1 protein-coding gene is annotated in these 381 nt (G+C 65.1%); it reads left to right on the forward strand.

Features of this window, described 5'->3' with window-relative positions:
- Window positions 1-381: SGNH hydrolase domain-containing protein (locus tag E4T82_RS12365; protein WP_209304604.1), on the forward strand; the 381-nt coding region annotated here is incomplete at both ends.

Below are 381 nucleotides of genomic sequence, written 5' to 3' on the forward strand. Positions count from 1 at the left end.
GTTTGCCGAGGGTGTGAGTGCGCTGGTGCAGCAACTGCGTGCCAGCGGGCACAGGGTGTGGCTGGTCAAGGAGGTACCGCTGCAGGCTTTCAACGTGCCTTACCGGCTCAGCCGCCTGGCGATGCTGGGACGCCCGACCGACCGCGAAGGCTTGCCCCTGGCCGAGCACGTCGAGCGCCAGGCCTATATCAGCAGCGTTTTTGAGCGCATCGCCGCGGCAGACCCCGGTGTGCAACTCATGGACCCCGCGCCCAAGCTGTGCGAGACGAATGGCTGGTGCCGGGTCGAGCGCGATGGCCAGTCGCTGTATACCGATGACAACCACCTCTCGGCCGTAGGCACGCGTTATGTGGAAGGGTTCCTTGAGCCCTTCTTCCACAC

Origin of the sequence: Streptococcus cuniculi (genome assembly GCF_004570575.1) — a bacterium.
Taxonomy (GTDB): Bacteria; Bacillota; Bacilli; order Lactobacillales; family Streptococcaceae; genus Streptococcus; species Streptococcus cuniculi_A.